Annotated in this window: 4 protein-coding genes; all 4 read left to right on the forward strand. The window is 74.7% G+C overall.

Features of this window, described 5'->3' with window-relative positions; genetic code table 11:
- A partial coding sequence (locus tag AAHM41_RS39665) for a triphosphoribosyl-dephospho-CoA synthase (protein ID WP_342242155.1) occupies positions 1-939 on the forward strand: 939 nt, incomplete at its 5' end.
- Positions 927-1,220, forward strand: coding sequence for a malonate decarboxylase subunit delta (locus AAHM41_RS39670; RefSeq protein ID WP_342242156.1), 294 nt, complete (start codon positions 927-929; stop codon positions 1,218-1,220). The genes AAHM41_RS39665 and AAHM41_RS39670, both read left to right, overlap by 13 nt.
- A complete protein-coding gene (locus tag AAHM41_RS39675; RefSeq protein ID WP_342242157.1) occupies positions 1,217-2,062 on the forward strand; it encodes a biotin-independent malonate decarboxylase subunit beta in 846 nt (281 codons plus the stop codon). The genes AAHM41_RS39670 and AAHM41_RS39675 overlap by 4 nt, the downstream gene beginning before the upstream one ends.
- Positions 2,059-2,889, forward strand: coding sequence for a biotin-independent malonate decarboxylase subunit gamma (gene mdcE / locus AAHM41_RS39680; protein ID WP_342242158.1), 831 nt, complete (start codon positions 2,059-2,061; stop codon positions 2,887-2,889). The genes AAHM41_RS39675 and mdcE overlap by 4 nt, the downstream gene beginning before the upstream one ends.
- The last annotated feature ends 148 nt before the right edge of the window (positions 2,890-3,037 follow it).

Below are 3,037 nucleotides of genomic sequence, written 5' to 3' on the forward strand. Positions count from 1 at the left end.
ACCCCCCCCCCCCCCCCGCCCGCCCCCCCCCCCCCCCCCCCCCCCCCCCCCCCCCCCCCCCCAAGGGGAGGGGGGACCAACAAAGAGCGCCCTCGGCATCTTTCATCCGATACTCTCGCCGATCTCGCCGATCTCGCCGCCTGGGCGCTGGTCGAGGAGGCGGAGCTGACCCCGAAGCCGGGCCTGGTCGATAGGCGCGGCTCCGGCGCCCATCGCGACCTCGACCTGGAGACGCTGCGCCGATCCGCCCGCGCGCTGCGCCCGGCCTTCCGTGAGATGGCCCAGGCCGCCCGAGGCCGCCAACCGGACCAGACGCTGCGCGAGGAGCTGGCCGCGATCGGCCGCGCCGGCGAGATCCACATGATGACGGCGACCGGCGGCGGCAACGCGCATCGCGGTGCGATCTGGGCGCTGGGGCTGCTGCTGGCGGGCACCGTGGTCGCCGGTCCGGGCGGCCCCCGCCGCATCGCCACCACGGCCGCCGCGATCGCGCGTTGGACCGACCGCTTCGCACCGCATCACGCCAGCAACGGAGAGCGGGCGCGGCAGGCCCATGGTGCAACCGGCGCCCGCGGCGAGGCCCAGGCCGGCTTCCCACATGTCGTGGCGATCGCCCTCCCCGCCCTGCGGGCCAGCCGCAACGCCGGGGCCATCGAGACCGAGGCGCGGCTGGACGCGCTGCTGGCGGTGATGGCGTCGCTCGACGACACCTGCCTGCTGCATCGCGGCGGCCGGCCGGCGCTGGAGGCCGCGCAGACCGGCGCCCGTGCCGTGCTGGCCGCCGGCGGCACCGCCGCCCCGGCCGGCCGCGCGGCGCTGCAGGCGCTCGACGCCGATCTTCTCGCCCGCTGGGTGTCGCCCGGCGGATCGGCGGACCTGCTGGCCGCCACCCTGTTCCTCGACCGCATCGACCGGAGCTTCGCCCCATGGAACGCCTGAGCTTCGACTATCCCGCGACGACGCCCGTGCCGAAGTGCGCCCATGTCGGCGTCGTCGGCTCCGGCAATCTCGAGGTGCTGATCGAGCCCTCGCCGGACGGCCAGGCCCATATCCGCGTCACCACCAGCGTCGACGGCTACGGCGCGGTGTGGCGGGCGGTGCTGGACCGCTTCATCGCCCGACACGGCGTCGCCGCCGCGGTCGAGATCAACGATTTCGGCGCCACGCCCGGCATGGTGGCGCTGCGCCTGGAACAGGCGGTGGAGGCCACCCGGTCATGAACGCCATCGCAACCCGCAACAGCTTCATCGAGCTGACCGCCCGCGACCGCGCCCGCGCCTTGCTGGACGAGGGGAGCTTCCGCGAGGTTCTCGGGCCATTCGACCGCCTGGTCTCGCCCTGGCTGCCGCTGCAGGGCATCGTCGCCCAGTCGGACGACGGGGTGGTGCTGGCCCGCGGCCGCATCGACGGCCAGCCGGCGGTGGTCGCCGCGATCGAGAGCGCCTATCAGGGTGGCAGCATGGGCGAGGTCGCCGGCGCCAAGATCGCCGGCGCTTTGGAACGCGCGCTGGCCGACCACGAACGTGGCATCCCGACCCGGCCGGTGATCCTGTTCGAGACCGGCGGCGTGCGGCTGCAGGAGGCCAATCTGGGCCTCGCCGCCATCGCCGAGATCCAGGCCGGGATCCTGGCGCTGCGCCAGCACGTGCCGGTGGTCGGGGTGATCTCCGGCATGGTCGGCTGCTTCGGCGGCATGTCGCTGGCGGCGGCGCTGTGCAGCACGCTGATCGTCACCCGGCAGGCCCGGCTCGGCATGAACGGGCCGGAGGTGATCGAGCAGGAGGCCGGGATCGAGGAGCTGGACTCCTCCGACCGCAAGCTGATCTGGAGCCTGATCGGCGGCGAGCAGCGCCGCGCCGCCGGCTTCGTCGACGCGCTGGTCGCGGACGATGCCGGGGCGATCGCCGATGCGGTGCGCGCCGCCTTCGCCGCCGGCCTGCCGCAGCAGCATCGCAGCGCGGCGGTCGAGCTGTACCGGGCGCGGCTGGCAGCGATCGATCCTGCCGCGCCGCCGACGCCGGAAACGCTGAGAGACCTGTGGGGCAAGGAGAGCGTGTCATGAGCACGACAGCATCATCCGACAGCCGGGGCCGGATCTGGCTCTCGGCCCTGGCCGGCCCGGGAACGTCCGTCCAGGGCACGTCGACCGTGCTGACCGCCGACGCGCCGCTGGGCGGCGAGACCGCCCGCTTCATCGCGGTGGTGCCCGACCCGGCCAACCGCTTCCCCCGGGCGCGGCACGGCGAGGTCGGGCTGGACGAGGGCTGGGGCCTGGCCGCCGCGGTGCGCGAGGTCGTCGACGCCGACAGGAGCGACACCCGCCGCCCGATCGTCGCGGTGGTCGACGTGACCAGCCAGGCCTATGGCAGGCAGGAGGAGATGCTGGGCATCCACCTGGCCTGCGCCGCGGCGGCCGACGCCTATGCCAGTGCCCGGCTGGCCGGCCATCCGGTGGTGGCGCTCCTGGTCGGCAAGGCGATGTCCGGCGCCTTCCTGGCCCATGGCTACCAGGCCAACCGGATCCTGGCGCTGGCCGATGACGGCGTGCTGGTCCACGCCATGGGCCGCGAGGCCGCGGCGCGCGTCACCCGCCGCACGGTCGCCGAGCTCGACCGGCTGGGCGAGCAGGTCCCGCCGATGGCCTATGGCATCCGCGCCTATGCCGGGCTCGGCCTGCTGCACCGGCTGATCGAGGGCGTGTCCGCCGAAGCGCCGGGCGCCGCGGATGTCGATCGGGTGCGGGGCGAACTGGCGGCGGCGGTGATCGACATCCGCGCCTCCGGCAATCGCGACCTGTCCTCTCGCCTGTCCTCCCCGGCGGCGCAGCAGGGCCGCGCCGCCTCGATCGAGGTACGCCGGCGGCTCGCAGAGCAATGGGACGCCGAGTGAGATGAGCGGAGAGGGCAGAATCACAGACGAGTCCCCCCTCCCCTCGCGGGAGGGGGATAGGGGGAGAGGGTTCTCTCGGCTCGCTCCACGCATGGACCAGCCCTCCTCAGCCGCCCATTCGCGCGCGGACGCGCGCAGACCCCACCCC

It is taken from the genome of Inquilinus sp. OTU3971 (assembly GCF_038440215.1).